A 23,756-nucleotide genomic window follows, 5' to 3' on the forward strand; every position below is an offset into this window, starting at 1 on the left:
GCATGAATCTCGACGTGGTGGACCTGCGGCATTTCTACGCCCAGCCGGTGGGGGTGATGACCCGCCGGCTGCTTGGGCGCGCCATCCGGGCCCGCTTCGACGATGTCACGGGCCTCGCCGTGCTCGGGCTCGGCTATGCCATCCCCTATCTCGGCGTGTTCCGCGAGCAGGCCGAGCGCTGCATCGCGGTGATGCCGGCGGCGCAAGGCGTGGTGCGCTGGCCCTCCAGCGGCCCGGCCCTCGCCACCCTCGCCGACGAAACCTTGTTGCCCCTGCCCACTGCCAGCATCGACCGGGTGGTGGCGGTGCATGCCCTGGAGATGACCCGCGACCCGGCGGAGGTGCTGCGCGAGGTCTGGCGGGTGCTGGCCCCCGGCGGCCGGCTGCTGGCGGTGGTGCCGAACCGACGCGGTGTCTGGGCCCGGCTCGACACCACGCCGTTCGGCAACGGCCGGCCGTTCTCGCGCGGGCAGGTGGTGAGCCTGCTGCGCGAGGCGCTGTTCACCCCCGCCGGCTGGGGGGAGGCGCTGTATGCGCCGCCCAGCCGCTGGTTCCTGCGGACCGCCGTGGCGTTCGAGCGGGTTGGCGCGCGGCTGTCGCTGCCGTTCTCCGGGGTGCTGGTGGTGGAGGCCACCAAGCAGCTTCACCGCCCGGTGACGGTGCGCCGCAGCCGGCTGGCGCCGGTGCTGGAGCCGGCGCCGGCGGGGGCGCTGGCGCGGTCCTGACGCCGGAGCGCCTCGGCGCCGCGCGCGTGGCCTATCCCTTGCGGGAGAGCAGGAACACCGCCTGTTCGCCCATCAGGTTCCACACCCACCATGGCATGTCGACGCGCACCCGGTGGCCGGCGGAATCCAGGGCGACCGCCTTTTCGATGCGGGCATCCAGCTTTTCCACCAGCGCCACGAAGTCGCGGATGGTGCAGAAATGGATGTTGGGGGTCTCGTACCAGGCGAACGGCATGTTCTCCGTCAGCGGCATGCGGCCGTTGACCAGGAGGTCGAGCCGCGAGCGCCAATGGCCGAAATTGGGGAACGAGACGATGGCCCGCCGGCCGATGCGCAGCATCTGTTCCAGCACCCAGCGCGGCCGCCGCGTGGCCTGCAGGGTCTGGGAGAGGATCACATAGTCGAACGCATCGTCGGGATAATGGGCGAGGTCCACGTCGGCGTCGCCCTGGATGATGGCAAGGCCGCGCGCCACGCCGGCGTTCACCCCCTCGCGCGAGAGCTCGATGCCGCGCGCGTCGCATCCGCGCGTGGTGGCCAGTAGCTCCAGCAGGGCGCCGTCGCCGGAGCCCACGTCGAGCACCCGCGAGCCGGAGCGCACCATCTCCGCCACCACCACCAGGTCGACGCGCCCGCCCTCCAGGCGCACCACCCCTTCGTCGAGCCCGCTGTCGCGCACCGCCATGGCCTATCTCCTGCGCGCCGGCGGCAGGCCGTGGGCGCGCGCCGCGCTGTCGAGGAAGCCGTGGGCGATGGCGTTGAGCTCCGGCTCGTCCAGCAGGAAGGCGTCGTGGCCCTTGTCGCTCTCCACCTCGGCGAACGAGACGTTGGCGCCGGAGGCGTTCAGCGCATGCACGACGGCGCGCGAATCCTGGGTGGGAAACAGCCAGTCGGAGGTGAAGGACACCAGGCAGAACCGGGTCCGGGTGCCGCGGAAGGCATTGGCGAGCACCCCGTCGTAATCGGCGGCGAGGTCGAAATAATCCATGGCCCGCGTCACGTAGAGATAGGAATTGGCGTCGAAGCGCTGCACGAACGCTTCGCCCTGGTGGCGCAGGTAGCTTTCCACCTGGAAGTCGGCGTCGAAGCCGAAGGTGGGGAGCACCCGGTCCTGGAGGCGGCGGCCGAACTTGCGGTGCAGCGCCTGGTCCGACATGTAGGTGATGTGGGCCGCCATGCGCGCCACGGCGAGCCCGCGGTGGGGCATCACCCCTTCCGCCAGATAGTGCCCGCCGCGCCAGTCGGGATCGGCCATCACCGCCTGCCGGCCCACCTCGTGGAAGGCGATGTTCTGCGCCGAATGGCGGGCCGCGGTGGCGATGGCCAGGGCCGAGAACACCCGCTCGGGATAGCTCGCCGCCCACTGCAGCACCTGCATGCCGCCCATGGAGCCCCCCGCCACGCACAACAGCTTCTCGATGCCGAGATGGTCGAGCAGCATGGCCTGGGCGTTCACCATGTCGCGGATGGTGACGAGCGGCATGTCGAGGCCATAGGGGCGGCCGGTGGCCGGATGGGTGGAGGAGGGGCCGGTGGTGCCCATGCAGCCGCCGAGCACATTGGCGCAGATCACATAGAAGCGCTCGGTGTCGATGGGCTTGCCGGGGCCGACCAGGGTTTCCCACCAGCCGGGCTTGCCGGTGACGGGATTGAGGCTGGCGACGTGCTGGTCGCCGGTCAGGGCGTGGCACACCAGCACCGCGTTGGAGCGCGCGGCATTGGGCTCGCCATAGGTCTGATAGCCGATCTGCAGGTTTGGCAGCAGCACGCCGGCGTCGAGGCGCAGCGGCTGCGACGGGCCGAAGCGCACCACCGGCGAATGCGGCTCGTCCGCCTCCTGCCGGGCACGGGTCTCGACCAGGTCTGCGGCCTCGGGATCGGCTTTCGGGGCGCAGCCATCCGGGGGAGCGAGCGATGTCATGGCGGCAACCAAGCGACGCCCGGCGCCGCCTGTCAAGCCGAACCGCCGTGGGCTGGAATCGAATGAATCCAACCGGCCTTCGTAAAATTGTAAGCCGGCGCGGGGATAAGGGGCACCACACGCCGGCCCGGCGCGGCCGTCGCCGCAGCAAGGCCTTGCCGCGGCGACGCGCCCGTGCTGGCGTAGGCGGGCGCGGGGCGCTGCCTGCCGTTGGGGGAAGAGCATGAAGGACCCGTTCGCGAAGACCATCGGCTACCGGCTGAACCACACCGCCCGCCTGCAGCGGGCCCTGTCGGCGCGCCTGCTCAGCGATCTCGGCCTGTTCCCGGGCCAGGAGTCGGTGCTGAAGCTGCTCATCGAGCAGGATGGCCGCACCATGGGCGACCTGGCTGCTGCCCTCCGGGTGCGCCCGCCCACCGCCTCCAAGACCATCGCCCGCCTGACCAGCCAGGGGCTGGTGGAGCGTCGCACCACCGATGGTGACGGCCGTCTGGTGCGGGTGTTCCTTACCGACCAGGGCCGGGACCGCGGCGCCGCCGTGGACGGCATCTGGGAGACGCTGGAGGGCGAGATCGTGGCCGGTCTCGACGGCAAGGAGCGCAAGCGCCTGCGCAAGCTGCTGCGCAAGGTGGAAAAGAACCTCGCCGGGCGCCTCGGCGCCGATGGCGGCGTCGATGACGAGGCCGACGCCGGCGACGACGACGACGACGCCTGAGCCGGGCGGAGTCCATTTGGGCGGAGTCCTGTCGGGCGGGGCGCCGGGCGCTGCCGGAAGCGCCGGGGAGCCATGCGCTCAGGTCATGGCGTGCCGGCCAACCCGCGCATTCCCGCGCGGGCGGCGCCGGCCGATCGGGCCGCGGCGCCTTCTGCCTGCAGGGGCGCGCGGCGTGGCTCGGGCGCCGGCGGCCGCGCGCCGTCCGCGCCGTGGGCCTCCCCCGCGCCGGCAACATGCTCTAACAGCCACCGTGCCGACGGAATCGCCGTCACCGCCGCATCGGGCCGCATGTGCCGGGCGGGAGCGGCGTTCGGCATCCCGCAATCCTGGCGCCGCGCCCGGGCCTCCCGGCGCGGCGGTTCCGTCTCGAGGCCATGATGGGCGCGCGTCCCGCACAGGTCCCGGCCTCCGGCCGTTCCATTCCCCTCGGCATCGGCCTCATGTGCCTGGCCGTGAGCAGCTTCGCCGTCACCGATGCCACCGCCAAATGGCTGGGCCAGCACATCTCGGTCTTCATGGTGGTGTGGGCGCGCTATGCGGTGCATTTCGCGGTGTCGTTCGCGGTGTTCAATCCCTGGACCGTGCCGGGGCTGCTGCGCACCACCCGCCCCGGGCTGCAGCTCACCCGCTCGGCGCTGCTGTTCGCGGTCACGGTGTTCAACTTCACGGCGCTGCGCTTCCTCCAGCTGGACCAGACCGTGTCCATCATGTTCTCGGCGCCGTTCTTCGTGGCGCTGTTCGCCGGGCCGCTGCTGGGGGAATGGGTCGGCGCGCGGCACTGGGCAGTCATCCTGGTGGGCTTCGCCGGCATCCTGCTGGTGGTGCGCCCGGGCGCCGGCGGCATTCACCCCGCCGCTTTGCTGAGCCTCGGGGCGGCGGCCACCTATGCGCTCTACGCCATCACCACCCGCATGCTGGCCGCCCACGACCGCAGCGAGACCACCCTGTTCTATTCCGCGCTGGTGGGCACCGTCGCCGCCAGCCTGCCGCTGCCGCTGGTGTGGGAGACCCCGCGCGAGCCGGTCGTCATCGGCGGCATGCTCAGCCTGGGCATCATCGCCGGAGCCGGCCACTTCCTCCTGATCCTGGCCCACGCCCGGGCGCCCGCAGCCACGCTCTCGCCCTATCTTTATACCCAGATCGTCGGCATGGTGCTGCTCGGCTGGCTGGTGTTCGACCAGACGCCGACGCTGTGGACGCTGGCCGGGGCGGGGCTCGTCATCGCCTCGGGCATCTACCTGCTGCTGCATGAGCGGCGCGAGCGGGGGCGGGGTCCGCGGCCGGACACCGCCGGCTGAGCGGCCGGCCTGCGGGGCTGTGCGCAGGCCCTGCCATCCTCGCTTTGGTCAAAATGCGCCGTATCCTCGCCTGACTTTATCTTCGCCTGACTTTTCCCTGTGGACCCGCCGCAATCATGCCTGCACCCCGCCTGCTCGTCGTCGAAGGAAACACCGCCGAAGCCCGTGCCCGCCAGGTGCATTTCGGCGGCCAGGCCGCCAGCGAGGGCTATGCCCAGCTGCTGCGGGAGCTTGCTCCCGGCGCCAGCGTCGACATCTGCTATCCCGCCGATCCCGGCGCGCGCCTGCCCGACGGCGCCGGCCTGGACGGCTATGACGGCATCGCCGTGACCGGCTCCTCGCTCAACATCTACCATGGGGGGCCGGAGATCGAGCGGCAGATCGCGCTCCTGCGCGCCGTCTTCGCCACCGGCGTGCCGGTGTTTGGCAGCTGCTGGGGGCTGCAGGTGCTGACGGTGGCGGCGGGCGGCAGCGTGCGGCTCAACCCGCGCGGGCGCGAAGTGGGCTTCGGCCGGCGTATCCGGCAGACCGCCGATGGCCTCGGCCACGACCTGTTCGTGGGCAAGCCGCAGGTGTTCGAGGCCATGACGGTGCATCTCGACGAGGTGGAAACCCTGCCGCCCGGCGCCCGCCTGCTCGCCACCAACGATCACTCCCAGGTGCAGGCCGCCGAGATCCGGGCCGGGCGTTCCACCTGCTGGGCGGTGCAGTACCACCCGGAGTATCCGTTCCGCGAGATGGCGGCCATCTTCCGGCGGCTGCGCCCCTCGCTGGTGGCGGAAGGCTTCTTCCTGGACGAGGAGGAGGAGGCGGCCTTCATCGCCGACCTGGAGCATTTCGAGCGCGAGCCCGGCAACCGCGCCCTGGCCTGGCGCTGCGGCATCGACGGGGCGGTGATCGCCAAGGAGGTGCGCACCCGCGAGCTGCGCAATTTCGTGGATCGGCTGGTGCTGCCGGTCCGCGCCGCCCGCGGGCGTGGCTGAGGGGGCGGCTGGGGGGCCTCAGCCCTCCTGCTCGAACGCCTCCATGAAGCCGGCCACGCGCCGGTCCACCCGCACGTCGGAGCCGCGGATCGCCCGCACCAGCGACAGCCCCTCCAGCGAGCGGGCCCGCGACAGCGCCACATAGGCCTGGCCGGGGGCGAACGCGCCCTCGCCGAAGTCGATGCGCACGTCGTCGAGGGTCAGGCCCTGGGCCTTGTGCATGGTCAGGGCCCAGGCGGGGGCGAGGGGAAGCTGGGTGTAGGTGCCCACCACCTGCGCCTCGATGCGTCCGCCCGGCTCGTCCCAGCCGTAGCGGATGCGCTCCCAGGTGAAGGCCTCGATCTCCACGGTCGGGCCGGCGTCCAGCTTGACCAGGGCGCTGAAGGGGCCGAGGCCCACCACCGTGCCCACCGAGCCGTTGACCCAGCGCCGGGCCGGATCGTTGCGCAGGGCCATCACCCGGGCGCCGCGCTTCAGCACCAGCTTTTCGGCCACCGGCAGGCGATCGCCCTCAAGGCCGAACTCGCCCTTCAGCACGCCGCCGAACTCCCGCCCCTCGTCCGGCAGGGCGGCGAGGCCCCGGGCGTTGTAGGCATCGGCGCGGGCGTTGGTGGGGGTGAGCAGCACCGGCATCGTCCCCTCGCGGTGGGGCCGCACGCAGGCCGTGTTGAGCGCCTCGGCGGCGTCGCGGGCGCCGCGCCCGCGCCGGAGCGCGTCGAGCATGGCGATGAAGGCGCGGTCGGTCTGGCGATGCACATGGGTGAACGGCACGCCGGTGGTCGCCCGGTCCGCCAGCGCCTTGGCGTGGAAGGCGAACGGGCCCTCATAGCCCATGCGCGCCAGCATCTCCTGTTCGGCCAGGGGCACCACCGGCGGCAACTGGAGGAAGTCGCCCACCAGCACCATCTGCACCCCGCCGAACGGCTCGGACGTGTCGCGGGCGATGCGCAGGGAGATGTCCACGGCGTCGAGCAGGTCGGCCCGCACCATGGAGATTTCGTCGATGACGACGCGGTCCAGCTTCTTCAGCAGCCGGCGCACCTGCACCCGCGGCTTCACCTCGTCCGGATTGAGCAGCCGCGGGGGAATGCCGAAAAAGGAATGGATGGTCTGCCCGCCCACCTGCAGCGCCGCCACCCCGGTGGGGGCCAGGAACACCTGGCGCCCGCGCGGGGTTTTGCGCAGCTCGTGCAGGAAGGTGGTCTTGCCGGTGCCGGCCCCGCCCAGCACCATCAGGGTGGGGGCGCGGGCGTCGATGGCGGCCAGCGCCCGCCCCGACTGGCCGCCGGGATCGGGCAGGGTCGCCGCCGCGGGCGCCGGCGGGGGGCTCCCGCCCGGGTCGCGGTCGCTCACGACACCAGGCCGGCCTCGCGGGCGAGGTCGAGCAGGTTGCGCTGCGGGCGGGCGCCGAGCTGGGTGATGATTTCCCCCGCCGCCAGCGCGCCGATGCGCAGGCTGGTGGCCGGATCGACGCCGCGCGTGTAGGCGGAGAGGAAGCCGGCGGCGAACAGGTCGCCGGCCCCGGTGGTGTCCACCACCCGGTCCACTGGCGCCGCCGGCACGCTCACCACGGCGCCGGCGGTGACGAAGGAGGCGCCCTTTTCCGAGCGTGTCACCACCGCCTCGTTCGCCTCCTGGCGCAGGGCGGTGAGGGCGGTGTCGAAATCGGCGGTCTGGTAGAGCGCCTTCAGCTCGGCCTCGTTGCAAAACACCAGGTCCACGGTCCTGGCGCGGATCAGCTCCAGGAACTCGGCACGGTAGCGGTCCACGCAGAAGGAGTCGGAGAGGGTGAGGGCCACCTTGCGGCCGGCGCCATGGGCGATCTTCGCAGCCGCGAGGAAGGCGTCCTTGGCCGCCGGCGGGTCCCACAGGTAGCCCTCGAGATAGGTGACGGCGGCGCCGGCCACCAGGTCCGCGTCGATGTCGGCGGCGGTGAGGTCCTGGGCGGCACCGAGGAAGGTGTTCATGGTGCGCTCGCCGTCGGGCGTCACCAGGATCAGGCAGCGGGCGGTCGCCGGTCCCTGCTGGGCCGCGGGCGTGGCATAGGCGACGCCGGCGGCGCGGATGTCGTGGCCGAACACGGTGCCGAGCCCGTCGGCCTTCACCTTGCCGATGAAGCCGGCGCGGCCACCCAGCGCGGCGACGCCCACGGCGGTGTTGGCCGCCGAGCCGCCGGAAATCTCCGTGCCCGGCCCCATGGCGCCATAGATCGCCTCCGCGCGCGGCTCGTCGATGAGCGCCATGCCGCCCTTGCTCATGGCGTGGGTGGCCAGGAAATCATCCTCCGCCCGGGCGATGACATCGACGATGGCGTTACCGATGGTGAGAACATCGATCTGTGAAGCGGACACGGGCGGCAATCTCCGAGAAAACATCGCGGAGCGGTAGCATCGCGCATGGGTGCAGCGCAACGGCGGGCGTTAACCCTGAGGCCCGAATGGAGCGCCGCCACCTCCCGCGAAAGCTGCGCCGATGGCCCGGCTGCGCCTATAAGTGTTATTATGCGCCTCCGCGCGGCTGGCGCCTCATTTCGGCCGAACCCGTGGGGCCAAGCCTGCGCGCATCCCGGCCGCGCAGTGCCGGGGCACAAGGAGAGGAAGACCCCATGCGGAGACTGATGCACACCGCCGCCGCCCTTCTTGCCGGCGCCGCCCTGCTGGGCCAGGGCCTCTCCGCGTCGGCCTGCACCTCCCTGCTGCTGAAGACGGCGGATGGCGGCCACGTCTATGGCCGCACCCTGGAGTTCGGCCTGCCGCTCCAGTCCCAGGCCATGGTGATGCCGCGCAATATCGCGCTCACCGGCACCGGCCCCAGCGGCGCGGCCGGCACGGGCCTCAAGTGGACCGGGAAATATGGCGTGGTGGGCCTCAACGCCCTGGGTCTCAACCTGTTCGTGGACGGCATGAACGAGAAGGGCCTGGTGGGCGGCGAGCTCTACCTGCCGAACGTCGCCGAGTTCCAGGAGGTGGCGCCGGCGGAAGCCGCGACTTCCCTGGCATCCTACGAACTGCTCACCTATCTGCTCACCTCGTTCGCCACGGTGGCCGAGGTGAAGGCGGCGCTGCCCAAGATCAAGGTGAACCGCTCGCCCCAGGCCGTGTTCAAGGCCCCGGTGCCGGTGCACTTCACCCTGCACGACGCCAGCGGCGCCAGCATCGTGGTGGAATATGTGGGCGGCACGCTCAACATCCACGACAATCCCACCACCGTGCTGACCAACGCCCCCACCTTCGACTGGCACATCGCCAATCTCGGCCAGTATGTGAACCTCTCGGCGGTGGAGCCGGCGCCGCTGACCGCCGGACCGCTCACCATCGCCGCCCCCTCCACCGGCGCCGGCCTGCACGGCCTGCCCGGCGACATGCTCTCCCCCTCGCGGTTCGTGCGCGCCTTCTTCTTCGCCCGCAACGCCCCGCAGCCGGCCACCGCCAGCGCGGGCGTGACCACGGTGCGGCACATCATGAGCTCGTTCGACATTCCCCCCGGGGCGGTGGTGACCCGCGCCGGCGCCTCCGCCGGCGGCGGCGTGGCCGGCTATGAGACCACCGAATGGACCGCCATCGCCGACCTGAAGGCGCGGCGCTATTTCTTCGCCACCTATGACAACCAGGACCTGCGGGTGCTGGACCTGGCAAAGGTGAAACTGGACGGTGCCGCGCCCAGCGTCTTCCCCATCGACCAGAAGCCCGTCGTCACGCCCCTCGGGGAGTGACAGTCGCTGGCGGGTCCGGTGTCAGGGGCGGTCACAAGATGTGATCGTTCCGGCGGGGACACGGTGCTTGCGCGTTTCGCTGCGGCGCGGCAACGCTCGGGCAATACGGATCGACACGTCAACGGTTCCGCGCGCCGGTCGCCACGCGCGGCGGGACCACATGAAGCACAGCGATCGCGGGCCGGGCCGGAAGGCGCGGCCCTCTGATGCATGAGGGACCATGTCGCGCAAGTATTTCGGGACCGACGGGGTGCGCGGACGCGCCAATTCGACGCTCACCGCCGACATCGCGCTGCGGGTGGGCATGGCCGCGGGCCTCGCCTTCCAGCGCGGCGAGCACCGCCATCGGGTGGTGATCGGCAAGGACACGCGCCTGTCAGGCTACATGATCGAGAACGCGCTGGTGGCCGGCTTCACCAGCGTCGGCATGGAAGTGCTGCTGCTGGGCCCCATGCCGACGCCGGCGGTGGGCCTGCTCACCCGCTCCATGCGCGCCGATCTCGGGGTGATGATCTCGGCCTCGCACAATCCGTTCGACGACAACGGCATCAAGCTGTTCGGCCCGGACGGCTTCAAGCTCTCCGACGAAGTGGAGCGGGAGATCGAGGCGCTGATCGACCAGGACCTGTCGCGCCGGCTGGCGGCGCCGGCCGAGATCGGCCGCGCCCGGCGCCTGGAGGGCGTGCACGCCCGCTACATCGAATATGCCAAGGGCACCCTGCCGCGCGACCAGACCTTCGAGGGCCTGCGGGTGGTGGTGGATTGCGCCCACGGCGCCGCCTACAAGGTGGCCCCGGAGGCCCTGTGGGAGCTGGGCGCCGAGGTGATCGCCATCGGCGTCGATCCCGACGGCCTCAACATCAACCGGGACGTGGGCTCCACCTCGCCGGAGGCGCTCGCCGCCAAGGTGCGGGAAGTGCGCGCCGACATCGGCATCGCCCTCGACGGCGACGCCGACCGGGTGATCCTGGTGGACGAAAAGGGCCACATCGTCGACGGCGACCAGATGATGGCGGTGGTGGCCGAGAGCTTCAAGGCGGACGGGCGCCTGTCCCGCGGCGGCATCGTCGCCACCGTCATGTCGAACCTGGGGCTGGAGCGCCATCTGGCCGGCCGCGGCATCGGCCTGGCGCGCACCGCCGTGGGCGACCGCTACGTGCTCGAGCGCATGCGCGCCGAGGGCTACAACGTGGGCGGCGAACAGTCCGGCCACATCATCCTCACCGATTTCTCCACCACCGGCGACGGGCTGGTGGCGGCGCTGCAGGTGCTGGCGGTGGTGGTGAAGCAGGGCCGGCCGGTGTCGGAGGTCTGCCATCGTTTCGATCCCCTGCCGCAGGTGCTGAAGAATGTGCGTTACGGCGGCGGCCGGCCCCTGGACGATGCCGGGGTGCAGACCACCATCGCCGATGCCGAGCGGCGCCTGTCGAACCGGGGCCGCCTGCTGATCCGCCCGTCCGGTACCGAGCCGGTGATCCGGGTGATGGGCGAGGGCGACGATCGCGACCTGGTGGAAGAGGTGGTGGACGACGTCATCGGCGCGCTCAAGCGCGCGGCGGCCTGATCGCGGCCGCTCCACCCGCCTGACACACGCGAGGTCGCTGCGTCTGGGACCCGTGTCTCCGCTGGCGGCCGCGTCGGCGCGGCGCGCGCGGGGACGTCGCCGGGCGGTGGACGGAGTGACGCCGACGGGCGGGCGCCTGGCCTCAATCTTCCGGCATGTCCAGGCCGAGCCGGCGCAGCGTGGTGCGCAGGGTGCGGACGTCATAGGGCTTGCGGATCACCGCCACGCCGTCGGCGAGGGTGAACTCGGCCTCGATCTCGTCGGTGGCGTAGCCGGTGGCGATGACCACCGGCAGCGTCGGCCGCAGCCGGCGCAGGGCGCGCACCACCTCGTCGCCGCCGATGTCCGGCAGCCCGAGATCCACCACCGCCAGCGCCAGCGGCTCCCTCGCAACCTCCACCTGCTCGATGGCCGTCCGGCCATGGCCGGCCACGAGGACGGTGAAGCCGTGGTCCTCCAGCACCTGCTGGGCCAGGAGCGCCACGAAGGGCTCATCCTCCACCAGCAGAATGGTGCCCCGGCCGGCCGGCTGATCGAGCACTGTCTTGCCTCCCTTTCCGTCGCCGGCCATGGGCGGCCGGCGCGGCCCGGATTCGATTCCGGGCGGCCCATCATGGCACATCGCCGCGCGCCCTGCCGGTGCCGGGCTGCGCGCGGCGCGGCCGGGTGCGGAGCGTCGGGGGCGGGCGGATGGGTGGTTGCCCTCCTTGCATCGGCCACGGCATCATGGCAACTGCCGGCGGCGGGCGCGCCCGCCGCCACCACCCCGTCCCGTTCACAGGCGGTGCCGCCGGACCTTGCCGGCCCCGGCGCCACGTTCGAGCCGCAGGATGCCCAACGCATGTTTCGCAGCCTTTCCGACTTCATCACGGACATCACCGGCGGCCGGCGGGACACGGCCGCCTTCAGTCCGGACGACTACCGCCTCGCCGCCGCCGCTTTGCTGGTGCATGTCATCACCGTGGACGGGGTGGTGAAGGAGGCCGAACGGATCGTCCTCAAGCGTGTGCTGGAGCAGCGCTTCTCCCTGACCGGGGCGGAAAGCGATGCCTTGGTCGAATTGGCCATTGCCAAGGATGCCGAAGCCGTTGATCTTTATGCTTTCACCAGCGTGCTCAACCGGGCGCTGGACGACGAAGGCCGGCGGCGCATCGTGGAGATGATGTTCGAGGTGGCGTTCGCCGACGGCACCCTGACCGAGTTTGAGGACAATCTCGTGTGGCGCGCGGCGGAACTGCTCAACGTGGATACGCGCGACCGGGTGGAAATCCGTCGCGAGATCCGTGAGGAGACGGAAACTGGCGGTGAACGACAGGACTAGCACGTTTTCGGGCGATGACGGCGGCGGGACGGGCGCGCGGCGCGACGCGGCGGGGGATGACGTCCGCCCCGACGCGGAGAGGACGGGCGAGGCCCCCGAGCCCCCGTCAGGCATGCGCGACGGCTGCGATCACGGGCAAAGGGTGGCCGCGCGGATCGAGGATCCGGCCGCCCCGGGCCGGGACACCGCCGACAGCACCGACATTCTGATCATCGTCCACCAGGCCCATTCGACGCCCGGGCGCATCGGCGAGCGGTTGGAGCGGCGCGGCTACCGGCTCGACGTGCGCCGCCCGGCGCTGGGCGATCCGCTGCCGGAGACGCTGGAGGCCCATGCCGGCGCGGTGGTGTTTGGCGGGCCCATGAGCGCCAATGACGACCGGCCGTTCATCCGCGCCGAGATCGATTTCATCGAAAAGGCCCTGGAGGTGGAAAAGCCGCTGCTGGGCATCTGCCTTGGCGCGCAGATGATGGCGCGGGCGCTGGGGGCCCAGGTGTCGCCGCATCACGAGGGGGCCTGCGAGATCGGCTATTACCCGCTCGCCGCCACCGATACCGGCGCGGCGCTGCTGAACTGGCCGAGCCATGTCTACCACTGGCACTCGGAGGGCTTCGACCTGCCCCGGGGGGCGGACCTGCTGGCCACCGGGGAGGTGTTTCCCAATCAGGCGTTCCGCTATGGCGATTCCGCCTATGCCCTGCAGTTCCATCCCGAGGTGACGCGGGAGATGATGTGCCTGTGGACGGTCCGGGGGGCGCACAATCTGAGCAAGCGCGGCGCGCAGCCCGGGGAAGCGCACCTGGAGGGATGGAGCCGCTACGACGCCGCCGTCTGCCGGTGGCTGGATGGTTTCCTCGACATGTGGCTCGCCGCCGAGCGTGCGCCGCGCAAGCGCATCGGCTGACGGGGCGGTCGTCCGGCCTGCCGCGCCCGGAGCGCCCGGGGGACCGCTTTTTGCAGAATGCGACAAATGGCGGATGGTGTCGCAAAATGCGAAATACGATTTGCAGTTTGCGACAGACTGTTCCCGCTGCGGGCCTGCATGTGGTGTGTCTTCTGTGGTTTCCATCTACATCTTGGCGTTTCGCCGTTGGCCGGTCTTTTGCTGATAGAGAGCAGGGCCGATCGTCAGGTGTCAGCGTCATCGGCCTGGATTAAGGGCGTTCGTCGATCCCCGGCGGACGCCCTCATTCCATCGGGCGTTCGTCGATCCCCGGCGGACGCCCTCATTCCATCGGGCGTTCGTCGATCCCCGGCGGACGCCCTCATTCCATCGGGCGTTCGTCGTCCGCGTGGCGGCTGCTGGTCGTCCGTCGTGTCCCTTGGTGGCGCCCCCTGGCGCCGCGGGTGCGGCTCCCGGTCCCCCTGCCGGTGAAAAGCCTCTATGGTGCGCGCCGTGGCGCCGCGCGAGGCGCCACGGGGACTCCCGCTGCACGTCACCCGAGGGGGAAGGACATGGATGCTCAGGCGCCGCGACCCGCGATCCGCGGCATCGGCTATTCGATCCGGGCCACGTCGCCGGATTTCGAGGATCTTGGCCCCAAGCTCGATGAGGCCGAGCGGCTCGGGGTCGATTTCGTCGAGCTGCCCATCTTCGCCTGGACCCTCATCATCGACGGCAACGTGCGGCCCGAGCGCCTGGCGCGGCTGGTGGAGGCCACAGCGAACCGGCCGTTCGGCTACACCGTGCACGGCCCGCTGACCGTGAATCTCATGGACCATCCCGCGCGCCAGCCACGCCACCTCGCGTATCTGGAGGCGGCCATTGATGTGGCCGGGGCGCTGGGCGCGGTGACGCTGGTCGCCCACACCGGCTGCGTGCGCGAGGAGGCGGACGTGGACGGGGCCTATGCCCGCCAGCGCGCGGCGCTGGCGCGGGCCGGCGACCGCGCCGCGCGCCACGGGCTTACCCTCTGCGTGGAGAACATCTTTCGCTTCGAGCCGATGCGCGAGACGGCGCTGCCTTCGCGCCTCGCCGCCGAGCTGGCGGCGCTCGACCATCCCCATGTGCGGGCGACGCTGGACTTCAGCCATGCCTTCCTGCGCACCACCGATGCCGGCGCGGATTATTTCGCTGAGATCGCAGCGCTGGCGCCGTATGCCCGGCACCTGCACGTGCACGACAGCTTCGGCCGGCCGTCCACCAGCTGGGCGGTGGACGAAGGCGAGCGGGCCGGCCTCGGCGAAGGCGACCTTCACCTGCCGCTGGGCTGGGGCGGCATTGATTGGGACACGGTGGCGGAGCGCTGCCGGTTCGATGCCGGCACGGTGGTGAACCTTGAGCTGCACCGGCGCTACTGGAGCGAGCTGCCCGGCCAGATCCCGGTGCTGCGCGCCCTGGCGGAGCGTTTCGCGCAGGCGGCGGCCGGGGCCTGACGGCGCGGTCGGTCGGCCGGGCTCCCGCCCGGCGGCCGCCATTCTCCGCCGGTGGCATGAAATCGGTTCGGAACTGGTCTAGCTTGGCGGTATCCAACAGGGAGGCCGTCGATCATGCCGGACAACAAGACGACCACAGGCGAGGGGCGGAGGGCGCTGCTGGCGCCGGGGACCCGGAAGATGCTGGCGCGCAACAGCGTCTTCATCGCCGTCACCTTCGGCGCGGTGGTCAGCGTGGTGCTGTCCTTCGTCGCCCACCAGGCCTGGCTGATCGGCTTCTGCCTGCTGTTTCCGCTGGTGCTGCTCGGGGTGTTCGACCTGATCCAGCCGCACCATTCGCTGCTGCGCAACTATCCCGTCATCGGTTCCGTGCGCTGGCTGTTCGAGGCGGTGCGCCCCTATCTGCGCCAGTACCTGATGGAAGACGACCTGTCCGAGCGGCCCTACAATCGCGAGGATCGCTCGCTGGTCTATGCCCGCTCGAAGAATGAGGAGGACCGCCAGCCGTTCGGCACCGAGCTCGATACCAATGCCGCCGAATACGAGTGGATGACGCATTCGCTGGCGCCAACCCCGGTGAGCCGGGTACCGTTCCGCGTGAACGTGGGCGGTGCGGCCTGCAGCCGGCCCTATTCGGCCTCGGTGCTCAACGTGTCGGCCATGAGCTTCGGCTCGCTGGGGGGCAATGCCATCCAGGCGCTGAACCTCGGCGCCCGGCAGGGCGGCTTCTATCACGACACCGGCGAGGGCAGCATGTCGCGCTATCACCGGATCCACGGCGGCGACATCGTCTGGGAGATCGGCTCGGGCTATTTCGGCTGCCGCAACCCGGACGGCACCTTCTCGCCCGAGCGGTTCGCCGAGCGGGCCGCCGACGATCAGGTGAAGATGGTGGAGATCAAGCTGTCCCAGGGCGCCAAGCCCGGCCATGGCGGGATGCTGCCCGGAGCCAAGGTGACCGCGGAGATCGCCGAGGCGCGCGGCATCGCCATCGGCCAGGACTGCCTCTCGCCGGCCCGCCATTCCGCCTTCGCCACCCCGGTGCAGATGATGGAGTTCGTGGCCCGCCTGCGGGAGCTGTCCGGCGGCAAGCCGGTGGGGCTCAAGCTGTGCGTCGGTCATCCCACCGAGGTCTTCGCCATGGTCAAGGCCATGCTGAAGACCGGCATCCGGCCGGACTTCATCGTTGTCGACGGATCGGAGGGCGGCACCGGCGCCGCCCCGCATGAGCTGGCGGACCATGTGGGCATGCCCCTGCGCGAAGGGCTGCTGCTGGTGCGCAATGCCCTGGTGGGCACGGGCCTGCGGGCGGACGTGCGGCTTGCCGCATCGGGCAAGGTCACCTCCGGCTTCTCCATGGCCGCCAACATGGCCATCGGCGCCGACTGGTGCAATGCGGCGCGCGCCTTCATGTTCTCCCTGGGCTGCGTGATGAGCATGCGCTGCCACACCGGCCTGTGTCCCACCGGCGTCACCACCACCGATCCTCATCTCCAGCGCGGCCTCGTGGTCGCTGACAAGGCGGAGCGGGTGGCGAGCTTTCACCGCCACACCCTCGCGGCGCTGGCGGAACTGGTGGCGGCGGCGGGTCTCACCCACCCGAGCGAGCTGTTGCCCCATCACGTGTGGCACCGGGTGAGCTCCACCGAGGTGAAGGCGTTGGACCGCATCTATCCGTTCCTGTCCCCCGACATCCTGCTGTCGGCGGCGGGAGAGACGCCCTATGCGGCGGAATGGGGCGCGGCCGACCCCGACAGCTTCGCGCCGCTGCGTCCGGTGGGACCGCGCCGGGCGGCGTGAGGGGCGCCCGGTTCGGCGGCAGCGACAGGCTTCTGCATGCACGGAGGTCGATGGGTCGCCGGGATGCCTTGCGGGGGCATCCTGCCCTTCCCATATGCGAGGACGACGGAACGCCATGACGGGTTCCGGCGGGTGTGGCCATAGTGGCGCGCGCCCGGGTTACGCCAGATCGCTTGACCAAGTCGCTTGATGAGGACTTGAGGCATGTCGCGAGTATCTTCACTGTCGAGCCCGTTTCTTCTGGGGTTCGACGAGGTCGAGCGGGTGCTCGACCGGGTGACCAAGGGCGCCGACGGGTATCCTCCCTACAATGTGGAGAGGATCGAGGCCGGAGCCGGGGAGCCGCTGCGCCTGCGCATCACGCTGGCGGTGGCCGGCTTTTCCGCCGAGGAGCTGGAAATCACCCTTGAGGAAAAGGAACTGACCATCCGGGGTCGGCAGGTGGATGACGGGCAAAGCCGCGTCTTCCTGCATCGGGGCATCGCGGCGCGGCAGTTCCAGCGCACCTTTGTTCTCGCGGAAGGCATGAACGTGCTCGGCGCGGAGCTGCGCAACGGCCTGCTTGCCGTGGATCTGGTCCGCCCCGAGCCGGTGCGGCAGGTCAAGCGGATCGACATCCTCTCGCGGCCGTGACGGTGCGGAGATGTGGCGTGCCAGAGTTGAGGAGTGAAGGATATGACTGAGAGCCTGGATCACGAAATCAGCGTCGAAACCCTGGCGGGCCTGGGCGGCGGGGAGATCGCCTATGTGCGGACCATCCGCTCCGAGGACGTCAAGGCCATGTTCCCGCAGGCGCCGCAGATCGCCCCGGGGATGACCCTGTTCACCCTGCATGCCGCCGACGGCACCCCCATCATGCTGACCGACAGCCGCGAGGCTGCGTTGGCGAACGCGATGGAGCATGCCCTGGTGCCGGTGAGCGTGCATTGACGCCGCTGGTTTCCGGCGGTGGCAGTTCAGGATGTCGCGCGGTCGCCGCCAATGGCTTCTGAGCAGATCGGCGGCCATTGGCGTGCGACGGACGGCAGGGCGGCGCGAGACGGCAGTGTGAGGGGTGTCCGGAGCCGCCTAAAGGCCCGGTGCGCCATCGACAGCGCCAGGGGCGCGGATGTCACCGGATCAATGCCGGTTTGAAGGTGAAAACGGGGTGATCGCCACCGGCGCCAGCGTGGTGCCGCGCGAGGAGCGCCGCTATATCGCCGCTCGCCGCGATGAGGGTTTCCCATGCGCACCTTCCGCATGTGCCGCGAACCATGTGCCGCAACTCTGGCGCGACCGGCAGTTGGTGCGTAACCGGTGCGCTTGATCGCATTTGGATCCGTGCGCTCCCCGCTTCACCCGCCTCAGGCGGCGTTCGAGGCCGAGGTCGCGGTCAGAAGAGTGTACATGAGACCGGCGTCGCGGGTGGCGCGCAGCTTTTCCACCACATCCGGATCGCGCAGCATGCGGGCGACCCGCGCCAGGGCCTTCAGGTGGTCCGCGCCGGCCGCTTCGGGCGCCAGCAGCAGAAACACCAGGTCCACCGGCTCGCCGTCGAGCGACTCGAAGTCGATGGGCTTCTCCAGCCGCGCGAACAGGCCAAACAGCTTGCCGAGGTTGGGGAGCTTGCCGTGGGGAATGGCGATGCCATTGCCCACGCCGGTGGATCCGAGACGCTCCCGTTGCAGGAGCGTCTCGAAAATCTCCCGCTGGTCCCGATCCACCAGCAGCGCCGCCTGTTGGGCGAGCTCCTGGAGAACCTGCTTCTTGCTGCTCGCCCGCAACATCGGGAAGACCGCGTTCGGCACGAGGAGGTCGGCAAGGGGCATAGATCGGTTCCCTGCGGCGTGAGGCCCAGCTTACGGAAGGCGCGGACGCCTAGCCCAAGCCGGGGCGCGGGTCAATGGACTTCCTCGGCGGACGGGTCGATCCACCCGACGTGACCGTCCGGACGACGATACACCACGCTGACGCGTCCATGGCCGGCGTGCCGGAAGACCACCACCGGCGCGCCGGTAATGTCCAGCTCCACGACGGCATCAGCCACCGACATGGCGCGCAGGCGTGTCACCTGCTCGGCCACCACGGTCGGGCTCCAGCCGTCCAGCGCCTCCTCGGCCTCTGATTCGGGCGCGCTGCTGAGAATATAGCTCTGCGCCGCGAAGCTTTCACCCGCCGAGGCGTGGGAGGGGTGGCGATCCTTCATCCGCTGCTTGTAGCGGCGCAGGCGCTTCTCGATTTTTTCCACAGCGGAATCGGCGCAGGCATTGGCGTCCTGCGCGTTGCCCTGGGCCTGCAGGTTCACGCCCGAATCAAGGTGCAGCAAGCACTCCGAGCGATAGCCGGACCCCTCCCGGGACACGGTGACATGCCCGGACCATCCGCCGTCGAAATATTTTGCGAGAACTTCGGAAAAACGCTCCGTGAGACGAGCCCGGAGGGCTTCCCCGACGTCGATGTTCTTTCCCGACACGCGTAGGGCCATGCGATTTGATCCCCTTTGAGCGGACCTTCTCGAGACTGGGTCCGCTCTGTTTTACAAACCGGCCGGCCTACAAGTGGTAGGAGTGCTTTGCCGGCGTGTCAACGGAGGGGAAGGCGGCGGGGGGCCGCGCCGCCGCCCGGCCGCCTGCCGGGCCGCCGGCGGACGGGCCCGAAAGGGGGGGCGCGGAGCGTCGCGTCCCTTGTGCCAGGCCCGTGGCGTCGCCATTTCTGCAGGTGGCATCGAGGCGCTGTCGGGGCGGCGGCAGGGGCGCCTGGGACTGCGGGGTGTTCAATCGTGTTCTCTGGGGATGATTTCGGCCTTGTGGCGGCGGGGGGGGACGTCGCCGTCGCGCGCGCCATCGCCGAGTTGCGTTCGGGACGGCCGGTCTGCCTGTGTGACAGCCCTCCAGGCAGGGCGCTGCTGCTGATTGGTGCCGAGGCCTTCGATCAGCGCCTCGCCGACGCCTTTGTCGCCGTGGGCGGGGGGATGCGCCTGGTGCTGCCGGGGCCGCGGCTGGACAAGCTCGGCCGCCCGCTGGCGGACCCGTTCGCCTCCGCGGGGGTGGTGATGCTCGACGCGGCGCCGGTGGCGCGGGTGGCGGCCCTGGCGCTCGACGTGGATGCGCGGCTGGCGCCGACGGTGCCGGTGGCGTCGGGCGGCGCGCTCGAACGGGCGGCGCTCGATCTGCTGGGCCTTGCCCTGGTGCTGCCGGCGGCGGTGGTGACGCAGGTTCCGCCGGATGCGGCGCCGGGGCTGCTGCGGGTGAGCGCGGGGGAGATCGCCGCCTACCGTCGGGCGCAGGTCGCCACGCTGCATGTGGTTGGCCGGGCGTGGGTGCCGCTGGAGGGCGCGCCGGAGACGGAATTCGTGGTGTTTCGCGGTGGCGAAGGCCTGCGCGACCAGGTGGCGATCGTGGTCGGGCGGCCGGACTTTTCCGCGCCGGTGCCGGTGCGGCTGCATTCGGCCTGCCTCACCGGCGACCTCTTCGGCTCGCTGAAATGCGATTGCGGCGACCAGCTGCGCGACACCGCCCGCGCCATGGCGGAGGGTGAGGGCGGCGTGCTGCTCTATCTCGACCAGGAAGGGCGCGGCAACGGCATCGCCAACAAGATGCGGGCCTATCATCTCCAGGCGCAGGGCTATGACACCTTCGACGCCGACGCCGCCCTGGGCTTCGGGCTGGACCAGCGGCGCTTCGATTTCGCCGCCGCCATGCTGCGCCAGCTCGGCGTGCGGGCGGTGCGGCTGCTCACCAACAATCCGCTCAAGATCGCGGCGCTGACGGCGGCCGGACTCGACGTGGTGGCGGACGAGCGCGTGCTCGGGCGGCCGACGCCGGAGAATGCCCGCTACCTTGAGGCCAAGCGCGACCGGGCGGGCCACCTGATCGATGCGGCGGCGCTTGCGGCTCGCGCCGGCGGGTGACCCCCGCCCGCCGGCGGGCTCCGGGGCGCGACCCCGCCGTCCCGATCCGTCGGTGTCTTGCCGGTGGACGGGCGCCGACCGAAGGGGCCGGGCCTCGCCTTCGCTCTTGAACCCGCGCGCCGCCTGTGCCGCCATGGCGAGGCGCCACATGCGCCAGCACCGCCCAAAGAATGGCGGGTCGGAAACAGGAGGAAGGTCCATGAGTCCCACGGCCAGCAGGAAGGTTGCCATCGTCACCGGCGCCGGGTCGGGCATCGGGCGGGCGGTGGCGGTGGCGCTCGCCGCCGACGGCTATGGCGTCGCCATCGCCGGGCGTCGTGAGGCGGCGCTCGCCGAGACGGCGGATGCCATGGGTTCGCCCCACACCCTGGCCATCGTCACCGACGTGACGGTGCCGGAGCAGGTGCAGGCGCTGTTCGCGGCCGTGAAGGACAAGTTCGGCCGGCTCGACCTCCTGTTCAACAATGCCGGCACCGGGGCGCCGCCGGTGCCGCTGGAGGACCTGTCGTTCAGCCAGTGGCGCGCGGTGGTGGACACCAACCTCACCGGGCCGTTCCTGTGTACCCAGGAGGCGTTCCGCCTGATGAAGGACCAGAACCCGCGCGGCGGGCGCATCATCAACAACGGCTCCATCTCCTCGCAGGCGCCGCGGCCGTTCTCGGCGCCCTACACCGCCACCAAGCACGCCATTTCCGGCCTGACCAAGTCCACCTCCCTGGATGGGCGGGCCTATGACATCGCCTGCGGCCAGATCGACATCGGCAATGCCGACACCGCCATGGCGTCGCGCATGAAGGCGGGGATTCTCCAGGCCGACGGCTCCACCGCGGTGGAGCCGGTGATGGACGTGGCCCATGTGGCCAGCGCCGTGCTCTACATGGCGAGCCTGCCGCTCGACGCCAACGTGCAGTTCATGACGGTGATGGCCACCAGGATGCCGTTCATCGGCCGGGGCTGAGCCGGGCCCAGGGCCGGCGTGCGACGCGCCCGCATCGCCGGTTCGCGCCACGGGCGTGGGTGCGCCGGCATTGCCGGGTGGCGGTGGCCTGGACCGGACGCCGCGCGCGGGGCCACCCACGGCCGCGGGCCTCCTGCAGCCTCCGGCGCGCGTGTTCCGGCGCCCGTCTTTCGGCGCCTGTGTTCCGGCGTCGTGGCACGCCCGCCAGGGGTGCGGCGAAGGGCGCGGCGAAGGGGCTCACCGCCACTGGACGGCCGCGCGTTCCCGCGGGCGGTGGGGTTCAGCCCCACATGCCGCGCAGCCGGGCGCGCACATCCACCAGGGTGGGGGCGAGCCCCGGCGCCGCTGCCTCGGCGCTCGCCGCCGGCCAGGAGCGGGCCTCGAACAGGTTGAGCATGGGCGCGGGGATGAAGCGGGTGCGGCTGGCGTAGACGTGCCGGTCGCCGCGCGCGTGCTGGCCGTGCACGAAGAAGCGCTGCGGCAGCATCAGGTCCAGATCGTCCTTGGCCCGGGTCATGGCCACGTAGAGCAGGCGGCGCTCCTCCTCGATCTCCACGCTCGACCCGGCCCCGAGATCGGACGGGATGCAGCCGTCCACCACATTGAGCACGAACACCGATTTCCATTCCTGTCCCTTGGCGGAATGGATGGTGGACAAGATCAGGTAGTCCTCGTCCTTCAGCGCCGCGCCGGCCTCGCCGGAGGTGGCGTCGGGCGGGTCGAGGGTCAGCTCGGTGAGGAAGCGGGCCCGGTCTGGGTAGCCGGCGGCGATGCTTTCCATCTGCGCGAGGTCGGCCTTGCGCATGTCCGCGTCCTCGTGAATGCGCTCCAGATGTGGCTCGTACCAGCGCCGCACCCGGCCGAACTCCGCCGGCCAGTGGGGATCGGGCGTGGCCAGCCCCTGCATCAGGATGACGAAGGCGGCCCAGTCCGCGCCGGTGCGGGGCGGGGCCGGGAGTTCGGCAAGCGCCTGCAGCGGGGCGGGGCTGGCGGCCATGGCGTCGAGCACGCGGCCGGCGGAGGCGGCGCCCACCCCGGGCAGCAGTTGCAGCAGTCGGAAGCCGGCCACCTTGTCGCGCGGGTTCTGGGCGAAGCGCAGCACCGCCAGCAGGTCCTTCACATGGGCGCTGTCCAGGAACTTCAGCCCGCCGAACTTCACGAACGGAATGTTGCGCCGGGTCAGCTCCACCTCGAGCGCGCCGGAGTGGTGGGCGGCGCGGAACAGGACCGCCTGCTGCTTCAGCAGCGTGCCCGCCTCGCGGTGGATGAGCACCTGGTCGGCGACGAATCGTGCCTGCTCGGCCTCGTCGCGGACGCAGACGAGGCGCGGGCGGCGGCTGGAGGGCCGGTCCGACCACAAGGTCTTGCTGAAGCGCTCCCGGGCTTCGCCGATCACCGCGTTGGCGGCGGCGAGGATGGGCTGGGAGGAGCGATAATTGCGCTCCAGCGTCACCACCTGTGCCGGTGGCGAGAACTGGCCGGGAAAGTCGAGGATGTTGCGCACGGTGGCGGCGCGGAAGGAATAGATGGACTGGGCGTCGTCCCCCACCACCGTCAGCCCGCGCCCGTCCGGCTTCAGGGCCAGCAGGATGGCGGCCTGCAGGCGGTTGGTGTCCTGGTATTCGTCGACCATCACATGGTCGAAGCGGGCGCCCATGTGGGCGGCCAGGGCCGGCTCGCGCGCCGCCACCGCCCAATAGAGCAGCAGGTCGTCGTAATCGAGCACGTTCTGGCGCTGCTTGGCTTCAACATAGGCGCCGAACAGGCCCTTCAGCTCGTCGGTCCAGGCCGCGCACCAGGGGAAAGCGTCGCGCAGCACCTCGGCGAGGTCCGCCTCGGCGTTGAGGGTGCGGGAATAGATGGCAAGGCAGGTGCCTTTGGCCGGGAAGCGGGCCTTGGTCTTGGAGAAGCCGAGCTCGTGCCGGACCAGATTCATCAGGTCCGCGGAATCCTCGCGGTCGTGGATGGTGAAGTCGGGGGTGATGCCCAGCTCGCCGGCATACTCGCGCAGCAGCCGCGCGCCCATGGCGTGGAAGGTGCCGGCGAAGGCGAGGGCGGCGCCCATGGCTCCGGCCGTGGGCGCCGCTTTCGGGCCCAGCACCTGGGCGCAGATGCGCTCCACGCGCCGCGCCAGCTCGTCGGCGGCGCGGCGGGAAAAGGTCATCAGCAGGATGCGGGCGGGATCGGCGCCGTTCAGCACCAGGTGCGCCACCCGGTGCGCCAGGGTGTTGGTCTTGCCCGATCCGGCGCCGGCGATGATGAGCAGCGGGCCGCCGACGCCGCCCCCGGCGGCCGCCGGGGTGCCATGGGTGACGGCGTGCCGCTGGCGGTCGTTCAGGGTGTCGAGATGCGCTGCCTTCGTCTCCACCCCGTTCCTCTCCACCCGGTTCGCCTCCCTGCCCCTCGCGCGGTTCCCGCGCCGGCGGCGGGGGCGAATCGATGGGGTGGGAACAAATATCGAACAGGACGGCCGCGCCGGCAACCATGACCGGTT

22 protein-coding genes are annotated in these 23,756 nt (G+C 70.9%); 14 read left to right on the forward strand and 8 right to left on the reverse strand.

The window, feature by feature from the left end; genetic code table 11:
* The first annotated feature begins 2 nt into the window (after positions 1-2).
* Positions 3-725 (forward strand): class I SAM-dependent methyltransferase, encoded by a 723-nt coding sequence (locus V5F53_RS18915; protein ID WP_393998411.1) that lies wholly within the window; start codon positions 3-5, stop codon positions 723-725.
* 31 nt (positions 726-756) lie between these two features.
* Here V5F53_RS18915 and metW read toward each other — a convergent pair whose 3' ends face one another.
* Both metW and metX read right to left on the reverse strand, forming a co-directional pair.
* Positions 757-1,410, reverse strand: coding sequence for a methionine biosynthesis protein MetW (metW, locus tag V5F53_RS18920; RefSeq protein ID WP_393998377.1), 654 nt, complete (start codon positions 1,408-1,410; stop codon positions 757-759).
* A gap of 3 nt (positions 1,411-1,413) precedes the next feature.
* Positions 1,414-2,646, reverse strand: coding sequence for a homoserine O-acetyltransferase MetX (gene metX, locus V5F53_RS18925; RefSeq protein WP_393998378.1), 1,233 nt, complete (start codon positions 2,644-2,646; stop codon positions 1,414-1,416).
* A gap of 223 nt (positions 2,647-2,869) precedes the next feature.
* Here metX and V5F53_RS18930 point away from each other — a divergent pair, with 223 nt between their 5' ends.
* The 3 genes from V5F53_RS18930 to V5F53_RS18940 all read left to right on the forward strand — a co-directional run bounded on the left by V5F53_RS18930 (position 2,870) and on the right by V5F53_RS18940 (position 5,642).
* Positions 2,870-3,361 carry a MarR family winged helix-turn-helix transcriptional regulator gene (locus tag V5F53_RS18930; protein ID WP_393998379.1) on the forward strand — a complete coding sequence of 164 codons (492 nt, stop codon included), beginning with the start codon at positions 2,870-2,872 and terminating at the stop codon, positions 3,359-3,361.
* A 377-nt stretch (positions 3,362-3,738) separates the two neighbouring features.
* Positions 3,739-4,659: a DMT family transporter gene (locus tag V5F53_RS18935; protein WP_393998380.1), complete on the forward strand. Its 921-nt coding sequence runs from the start codon at positions 3,739-3,741 to the stop codon at positions 4,657-4,659.
* Positions 4,660-4,775: 116 nt separating this feature from the next.
* A complete protein-coding gene (locus V5F53_RS18940; RefSeq protein WP_393998381.1) occupies positions 4,776-5,642 on the forward strand; it encodes a type 1 glutamine amidotransferase in 867 nt (288 codons plus the stop codon).
* Positions 5,643-5,660: 18 nt separating this feature from the next.
* Here V5F53_RS18940 and V5F53_RS18945 read toward each other — a convergent pair whose 3' ends face one another.
* Both V5F53_RS18945 and V5F53_RS18950 read right to left on the reverse strand, forming a co-directional pair.
* Positions 5,661-6,995, reverse strand: coding sequence for an ATP-dependent DNA helicase (locus V5F53_RS18945; protein ID WP_393998382.1), 1,335 nt, complete (start codon positions 6,993-6,995; stop codon positions 5,661-5,663).
* A complete protein-coding gene (locus V5F53_RS18950; protein ID WP_393998383.1) occupies positions 6,992-7,993 on the reverse strand; it encodes an adenosine kinase in 1,002 nt (333 codons plus the stop codon). The genes V5F53_RS18945 and V5F53_RS18950 overlap by 4 nt, the downstream gene beginning before the upstream one ends.
* A gap of 254 nt (positions 7,994-8,247) precedes the next feature.
* Here V5F53_RS18950 and V5F53_RS18955 point away from each other — a divergent pair, with 254 nt between their 5' ends.
* Together V5F53_RS18955 and glmM are read left to right on the forward strand one after the other, a co-directional pair.
* Positions 8,248-9,354 (forward strand): linear amide C-N hydrolase, encoded by a 1,107-nt coding sequence (locus V5F53_RS18955; protein WP_393998384.1) that lies wholly within the window; start codon positions 8,248-8,250, stop codon positions 9,352-9,354.
* 220 nt (positions 9,355-9,574) lie between these two features.
* A complete protein-coding gene (glmM, locus tag V5F53_RS18960) occupies positions 9,575-10,918 on the forward strand; it encodes a phosphoglucosamine mutase (protein WP_393998385.1) in 1,344 nt (447 codons plus the stop codon).
* A 142-nt stretch (positions 10,919-11,060) separates the two neighbouring features.
* On the opposite strand, the gene V5F53_RS18965 is transcribed toward glmM, so the two are convergent.
* A complete protein-coding gene (locus V5F53_RS18965) occupies positions 11,061-11,459 on the reverse strand; it encodes a response regulator (RefSeq protein WP_393998386.1) in 399 nt (132 codons plus the stop codon).
* A gap of 300 nt (positions 11,460-11,759) precedes the next feature.
* Here V5F53_RS18965 and V5F53_RS18970 point away from each other — a divergent pair, with 300 nt between their 5' ends.
* The 6 genes from V5F53_RS18970 to V5F53_RS18995 all read left to right on the forward strand — a co-directional run bounded on the left by V5F53_RS18970 (position 11,760) and on the right by V5F53_RS18995 (position 17,345).
* Positions 11,760-12,239: a tellurite resistance TerB family protein gene (locus V5F53_RS18970; protein WP_393998387.1), complete on the forward strand. Its 480-nt coding sequence runs from the start codon at positions 11,760-11,762 to the stop codon at positions 12,237-12,239.
* A 112-nt stretch (positions 12,240-12,351) separates the two neighbouring features.
* On the forward strand, positions 12,352-13,143 hold the full coding sequence (locus tag V5F53_RS18975; protein WP_393998412.1) for a glutamine amidotransferase: 792 nt from the start codon (positions 12,352-12,354) through the stop codon (positions 13,141-13,143).
* 551 nt (positions 13,144-13,694) lie between these two features.
* Positions 13,695-14,615: a sugar phosphate isomerase/epimerase family protein gene (locus V5F53_RS18980; RefSeq protein WP_393998388.1), complete on the forward strand. Its 921-nt coding sequence runs from the start codon at positions 13,695-13,697 to the stop codon at positions 14,613-14,615.
* Between the two features lie 180 nt (positions 14,616-14,795).
* Positions 14,796-16,415: an FMN-binding glutamate synthase family protein gene (locus V5F53_RS18985; RefSeq protein ID WP_393998413.1), complete on the forward strand. Its 1,620-nt coding sequence runs from the start codon at positions 14,796-14,798 to the stop codon at positions 16,413-16,415.
* A gap of 204 nt (positions 16,416-16,619) precedes the next feature.
* Positions 16,620-17,048, forward strand: a complete 429-nt coding sequence (locus V5F53_RS18990; protein ID WP_393998389.1) for an Hsp20 family protein — start codon at positions 16,620-16,622, stop codon at positions 17,046-17,048.
* A 42-nt stretch (positions 17,049-17,090) separates the two neighbouring features.
* Entirely contained in the window at positions 17,091-17,345 is a 255-nt protein-coding gene (locus tag V5F53_RS18995) for a BQ00720 family protein (RefSeq protein ID WP_393998390.1), read from the forward strand.
* A gap of 413 nt (positions 17,346-17,758) precedes the next feature.
* On the opposite strand, the gene ptsN is transcribed toward V5F53_RS18995, so the two are convergent.
* The gene (ptsN, locus tag V5F53_RS19000; protein WP_393998391.1) at positions 17,759-18,223 is read right to left on the reverse strand and encodes a PTS IIA-like nitrogen regulatory protein PtsN; all 465 of its coding nucleotides are present in this window, start codon (positions 18,221-18,223) and stop codon (positions 17,759-17,761) included.
* Positions 18,224-18,294: 71 nt separating this feature from the next.
* Positions 18,295-18,879 (reverse strand): ribosome hibernation-promoting factor, HPF/YfiA family, encoded by a 585-nt coding sequence (hpf, locus tag V5F53_RS19005; RefSeq protein ID WP_393998392.1) that lies wholly within the window; start codon positions 18,877-18,879, stop codon positions 18,295-18,297.
* Positions 18,880-19,173: 294 nt separating this feature from the next.
* Between hpf and ribA the strand changes: the two genes are divergently transcribed.
* Both ribA and V5F53_RS19015 read left to right on the forward strand, forming a co-directional pair.
* Positions 19,174-20,304 carry a GTP cyclohydrolase II RibA gene (ribA, locus tag V5F53_RS19010; RefSeq protein WP_393998393.1) on the forward strand — a complete coding sequence of 377 codons (1,131 nt, stop codon included), beginning with the start codon at positions 19,174-19,176 and terminating at the stop codon, positions 20,302-20,304.
* 199 nt (positions 20,305-20,503) lie between these two features.
* A complete protein-coding gene (locus tag V5F53_RS19015) occupies positions 20,504-21,262 on the forward strand; it encodes an SDR family oxidoreductase (RefSeq protein WP_393998394.1) in 759 nt (252 codons plus the stop codon).
* A gap of 280 nt (positions 21,263-21,542) precedes the next feature.
* Here V5F53_RS19015 and V5F53_RS19020 read toward each other — a convergent pair whose 3' ends face one another.
* Positions 21,543-23,630: an ATP-dependent helicase gene (locus tag V5F53_RS19020; RefSeq protein ID WP_393998395.1), complete on the reverse strand. Its 2,088-nt coding sequence runs from the start codon at positions 23,628-23,630 to the stop codon at positions 21,543-21,545.
* Between the last annotated feature and the right edge of the window lie 126 nt (positions 23,631-23,756).

Source organism: Xanthobacter cornucopiae, from assembly GCF_043195065.2.
In the GTDB taxonomy this organism is placed as follows: Bacteria; Pseudomonadota; Alphaproteobacteria; order Rhizobiales; family Xanthobacteraceae; genus Xanthobacter.

Bases quoted from the DNA above. Each gene is read 5' to 3' on its own strand.
- V5F53_RS18985 (WP_393998413.1), top strand. From the start codon at position 14,796: ATGCTGGCGCGCAACAGCGTCTTCATCGCCGTCACCTTCGGCGCGGTG.
- V5F53_RS18975 (WP_393998412.1), top strand. From the start codon at position 12,352: ATGCGCGACGGCTGCGATCACGGGCAAAGGGTGGCCGCGCGGATCGAG.
- V5F53_RS19015 (WP_393998394.1), top strand. From the start codon at position 20,504: ATGAGTCCCACGGCCAGCAGGAAGGTTGCCATCGTCACCGGCGCCGGG.
- V5F53_RS18995 (WP_393998390.1), top strand. From the start codon at position 17,091: ATGACTGAGAGCCTGGATCACGAAATCAGCGTCGAAACCCTGGCGGGC.
- V5F53_RS18970 (WP_393998387.1), top strand. From the start codon at position 11,760: ATGTTTCGCAGCCTTTCCGACTTCATCACGGACATCACCGGCGGCCGG.
- ptsN (WP_393998391.1), bottom strand. From the start codon at position 18,223: ATGCCCCTTGCCGACCTCCTCGTGCCGAACGCGGTCTTCCCGATGTTG.
- hpf (WP_393998392.1), bottom strand. From the start codon at position 18,879: ATGGCCCTACGCGTGTCGGGAAAGAACATCGACGTCGGGGAAGCCCTC.
- V5F53_RS18940 (WP_393998381.1), top strand. From the start codon at position 4,776: ATGCCTGCACCCCGCCTGCTCGTCGTCGAAGGAAACACCGCCGAAGCC.
- V5F53_RS18930 (WP_393998379.1), top strand. From the start codon at position 2,870: ATGAAGGACCCGTTCGCGAAGACCATCGGCTACCGGCTGAACCACACC.
- V5F53_RS18980 (WP_393998388.1), top strand. From the start codon at position 13,695: ATGGATGCTCAGGCGCCGCGACCCGCGATCCGCGGCATCGGCTATTCG.
- V5F53_RS18935 (WP_393998380.1), top strand. From the start codon at position 3,739: ATGGGCGCGCGTCCCGCACAGGTCCCGGCCTCCGGCCGTTCCATTCCC.
- metX (WP_393998378.1), bottom strand. From the start codon at position 2,646: ATGACATCGCTCGCTCCCCCGGATGGCTGCGCCCCGAAAGCCGATCCC.
- glmM (WP_393998385.1), top strand. From the start codon at position 9,575: ATGTCGCGCAAGTATTTCGGGACCGACGGGGTGCGCGGACGCGCCAAT.
- metW (WP_393998377.1), bottom strand. From the start codon at position 1,410: ATGGCGGTGCGCGACAGCGGGCTCGACGAAGGGGTGGTGCGCCTGGAG.
- V5F53_RS18955 (WP_393998384.1), top strand. From the start codon at position 8,248: ATGCGGAGACTGATGCACACCGCCGCCGCCCTTCTTGCCGGCGCCGCC.
- V5F53_RS18990 (WP_393998389.1), top strand. From the start codon at position 16,620: ATGTCGCGAGTATCTTCACTGTCGAGCCCGTTTCTTCTGGGGTTCGAC.
- V5F53_RS18915 (WP_393998411.1), top strand. From the start codon at position 3: ATGAATCTCGACGTGGTGGACCTGCGGCATTTCTACGCCCAGCCGGTG.